Genomic DNA, 3608 nt, shown 5'->3' with positions numbered 1-3608 from the left:
TGAGAGTAGGTCATCGTCAAGCTCCTATACGAAACCCCAGATCGCAAGCGCGGTCTGGGGTTTCTTCTTTGTGGCGCGGAAAATACAGAGCGCATCCCGCGGGTTGGTTCGCCTTCGCGAGCAGAGCTCGCTTCCATTGGTCTGAATCCGACACCTTGGTAGCTTCCCATGGTGCCGGTTTGCCTTCGGCCTCCCGTTTTCTATGCAAGCTCAGGCCTCGTCGTTATCATGCCAGCCTTGTTCGTAGCGGGGCCTCGCATGCTGGAATTGTTGAAACTTCTACAGGATGGACGATTTCATTCCGGTGAAGCCCTTGGGGCTCAGCTCGGGATAAGCCGTAGTGCCATTTGGAAGCAGTTGCAGGGCTTGGAGGCTGAGCTGGGGGTCGAAGTATTCAAGGTCCCTGGTCGTGGCTATCGGCTTTCCTCGCCTATGGTCTTGCTCGACGCCGAGCGGATATCGCGAGATGCGGCCAGTTTAGGCTGGCCGGTCGCAGTCGAGCCGAGTGTTGATTCGACGAATGCCGAGATCTTTCGCCGCCTCGAGGCGGGGGCGCGAGCGCCTTTTGTGCTGTTAGCCGAGCGTCAGACGGCAGGTCGTGGTCGGCGCGGGCGTGTCTGGGCCAGCCCGTTCGCAGAGAATCTCTATTGCAGTGTCGCGCTGCGTGTCGATGGCGGGATGAGTCAGGTCGAGGCATTGAGCCTGACGGTTGGGCTCGCTGTCGCAAAGGCGCTGCAAGCCGGCGGTGTGAAAGCGGCGCAGCTGAAGTGGCCGAATGACGTGCTGGTCGATGGGCGCAAGATATCCGGGATCCTCCTGGAGCTCGCCGGCGACCCTGCGGATGTTTGTCATGTAGTGATAGGTATTGGTATCAACGTCAACATGGCGGTCGACGCGCCTGGCGCTATCGATCAGCCGTGGACGTCCGTGCGGCAATGCATGGGACATATGTTCGATCGAAATGATTTGGCTGCCGAGCTGCTATTGCAGTTGCACGATAGTCTCTCTACGCACTGGCAGCATGGCTTTGCCGGTTTGCGAGAGGAGTGGGAGGCGCTGCATGCATGGCGCGGGCGTTCTGTGGCGCTCACTGCAGGCAATAATGCGACCCTGGGTGTCGTGCTCGGGGTCGATGAGCGAGGTGCTATTCGGTTGAATGTGGATGGTGTCGATCGCGCCTTCAGCGGCGGAGAGTTGAGCCTGAGGTTGCAGCATGATTCTTGAGCTCGACTGCGGTAACAGCTTTATCAAATGGCGAGTGATTTCCGTGGATGGGAGTCGGCGTCTTTCTGCGGGTGTCGTGGATTCTGATTCTGCCCTCTTCGAATCATTGGCGGCAGCTCCGGAGTTGCAGGTAAGGCACTGTCGTCTGGTCAGTGTGCGCAGTGATGCGGAGACCGAGCGGTTGGTCGAGCGCGTACGCGAGCTCCTCGGCGTCGAGGCCGTTTGTGCACAATCAGCCAGTCAGGTCGGGCCGGTCCGCAATGGTTACGAGGATTATCGGCGCCTGGGGCTGGATCGTTGGCTTGCGGTATTGGGGGCCTATCACCTGGGGCAGCGCGCCTGCCTGGTGGTGGATCTTGGGACGGCGGTAACCGCAGACTTCATATCGGCTGACGGTATGCATCAGGGGGGATTCATTTGCCCTGGGCTTCCGTTGATGCGCGATCAGTTGAGTACGCACACCCGGCGTATTCGCTACGATCGCCAGGTGGCGTTGGCAGCCCTGCAGGAACTCGAGCCGGGGCGCTCCACGGCCGAGGCCGTAGAACGCGGTTGCGTGTTGATGTTGCGTGGGTTCGTTGCTGAGCAGTTGCTACAGGCGCAGGCTCGTTTTCCTGAGGGGTTCGAAGTCTTTCTGACCGGAGGCGATGCTGAACTGGTTCGAGACGTGGTGCCGGGGGCGCAGGTCGTTACGGATCTGGTATTTGTCGGGCTGGCGATAGCCTGCCCTTTGAGTTGAGGCGAAGCATGCGTTGGATTCTGCTATTGCTCCTGCTACTTAATGCCTTCTACTACGTCTGGCATCAGCAGCAGGCGCCCCTGCGTGCCAAGGAAGTCGCTCCGGCGGATGCGTATCAAGGGGCTCGCAAGGATATTCGTCTGCTGAGCGAGGCCGACAAGTCGAGCTCGCGCAGTGAGCAGTCGTCGCAGTCAGTTGGAGCGGCCTCTCCCGAAGCAGCTGTTTGTCTGTTCCTTGGCAGTTTCGAGGAGGAGGCTGGGGCCAGGGTAGTGGAGCAGCGTTTGCTGAGTCTGGATATCCAGGCTGAAGTACGCAGTATCGATGCTGCGGCAGGTGTCGAGTACTGGGTGTATCTGCCGCCTCTGGCGTCGCGTCAGGCCTCCCTGAGGCAGTTGCGTGAGCTGCAGGCGCGGCGCATCGATAGCTACATCATTACCCAGGGCGAGTTGGCCAACGGCATCTCGCTCGGCATCTTCCCTCGTAAAGATTCAGCCAATAGCGTCATGCAACGTCTGCGCGATGTGGGCTACGAGCCGCAGATTCGCGAACTGTCGCGTGCGCACCGCAGTTTCTGGGTGCGTGTGGCACCGCAAAGTCGGCGTCTGGCCGATGAATTTCTGCTTGGGCGACTTGCTGGAGACTTCGCCGGTTTGCAGCATCAATTAATGCCTTGTGAAGGCGTTGCATTGCTCCAGTAGTTTGCATAGAATGGCGCCCGCTTCGCAGGGTGGTCAAAGTTGGTTCCCGACGAAGATGTTGTCAAAGTAGCTAACCTCAAGATTTTAATGAGAAAAAGCTTGACAGCAGGGTGGCAGATCTAGAAAATGCCGCCTCACTTTGGAGGGGTTCCCGAGCGGCCAAAGGGATCAGACTGTAAATCTGACGTCATCGACTTCGAAGGTTCGAATCCTTCCCCCTCCACCAGATTCAGCGTGAGCTGCAGGCTCCGCGGGTATAGTTCAGTGGTAGAACCTCAGCCTTCCAAGCTGATGATGCGGGTTCGATTCCCGCTACCCGCTCCAGTTTGTGGTTGGCGCAATAGAGTTTGGCTCATGTAGCTCAGCTGGTAGAGCACACCCTTGGTAAGGGTGAGGTCAGCGGTTCAAATCCGCTCATGAGCTCCATCTAATAAAGGCAGATATGAAAGTATCTGCCTTTGTTTTAATGGCGGCATAGCTTGCTCAATTCTTCGCTAGGAGACGGTCAAGATGGCTAAAGAGNACTACGTGAAGAACATGATCACCGGTGCTGCCCAGATGGACGGCGCGATCCTGGTCTGCTCGGCTGCCGACGGCCCCATGCCGCAAACCCGTGAGCACATCCTGCTGTCCCGTCAGGTTGGCGTTCCGTACATCGTTGTCTTCCTGAACAAGGCTGACATGGTTGACGACGCCGAGCTGCTGGAGCTGGTCGAGATGGAGGTTCGCGACCTGCTGAGCACCTACGATTTCCCGGGTGACGACACTCCGATCATCATTGGCTCCGCGCTGATGGCGCTGAACGGCGAAGACACCAACGAGCTGGGCACTTCCGCTGTGAAGAAGCTGGTTGAGACTCTGGACAGCTACATTCCTGAGCCGGTTCGTGCCATCGATCGTCCGTTCCTGATGCCGATCGAAGACGTGTTCTCGATCTCCGGCCGCGG

General features: G+C 58.5%; 3 protein-coding genes, 3 tRNA genes and 1 pseudogene. All 7 read left to right on the top strand.

The window, feature by feature from the left end; all coding sequences use genetic code 11:
- Nucleotides 1–258 precede the first annotated feature (258 nt).
- The gene (gene birA / locus DXK50_RS24685; RefSeq protein WP_212632125.1) at nucleotides 259–1224 is read left to right on the top strand and encodes a bifunctional biotin--[acetyl-CoA-carboxylase] ligase/biotin operon repressor BirA; all 966 of its coding nucleotides are present in this window, start codon (nucleotides 259–261) and stop codon (nucleotides 1222–1224) included.
- Nucleotides 1214–1963 carry a pantothenate kinase gene (locus DXK50_RS24680; RefSeq protein ID WP_161867912.1) on the top strand — a complete coding sequence of 250 codons (750 nt, stop codon included), beginning with the start codon at nucleotides 1214–1216 and terminating at the stop codon, nucleotides 1961–1963. The genes birA and DXK50_RS24680 overlap by 11 nt, the downstream gene beginning before the upstream one ends.
- Before the next feature lie 8 nt (nucleotides 1964–1971).
- On the top strand, nucleotides 1972–2661 hold the full coding sequence (locus tag DXK50_RS24675; RefSeq protein WP_212632124.1) for an SPOR domain-containing protein: 690 nt from the start codon (nucleotides 1972–1974) through the stop codon (nucleotides 2659–2661).
- 141 nt (nucleotides 2662–2802) lie between these two features.
- Nucleotides 2803–2887: transfer RNA gene (locus tag DXK50_RS24670), tRNA-Tyr, on the top strand.
- A 24-nt stretch (nucleotides 2888–2911) separates the two neighbouring features.
- A tRNA-Gly gene (locus DXK50_RS24665) sits at nucleotides 2912–2985 on the top strand.
- A gap of 26 nt (nucleotides 2986–3011) precedes the next feature.
- Nucleotides 3012–3087, top strand: a tRNA-Thr gene (locus tag DXK50_RS24660).
- Nucleotides 3088–3186: 99 nt separating this feature from the next.
- Nucleotides 3187–3608 (top strand): annotated as a pseudogene (locus tag DXK50_RS24655) (GTP-binding protein); the annotation flags it as partial.

Source organism: Pseudomonas sp. KB-10, from assembly GCF_018221585.1.
GTDB lineage: Bacteria > Pseudomonadota > Gammaproteobacteria > Pseudomonadales > Pseudomonadaceae > Aquipseudomonas > Aquipseudomonas yangonensis.
The sequence above is the reverse complement of the archived record's forward strand: the minus strand, read 5'-3'. Positions and strand labels throughout refer to the sequence as shown.

What these genes read in the sequence shown, in the direction of transcription:
- birA (WP_212632125.1), top strand. Translation starts at nt 259, where the DNA reads ATGCTGGAATTGTTGAAACTTCTACAGGATGGACGATTTCATTCCGGT.
- DXK50_RS24680 (WP_161867912.1), top strand. Translation starts at nt 1,214, where the DNA reads ATGATTCTTGAGCTCGACTGCGGTAACAGCTTTATCAAATGGCGAGTG.
- DXK50_RS24675 (WP_212632124.1), top strand. Translation starts at nt 1,972, where the DNA reads ATGCGTTGGATTCTGCTATTGCTCCTGCTACTTAATGCCTTCTACTAC.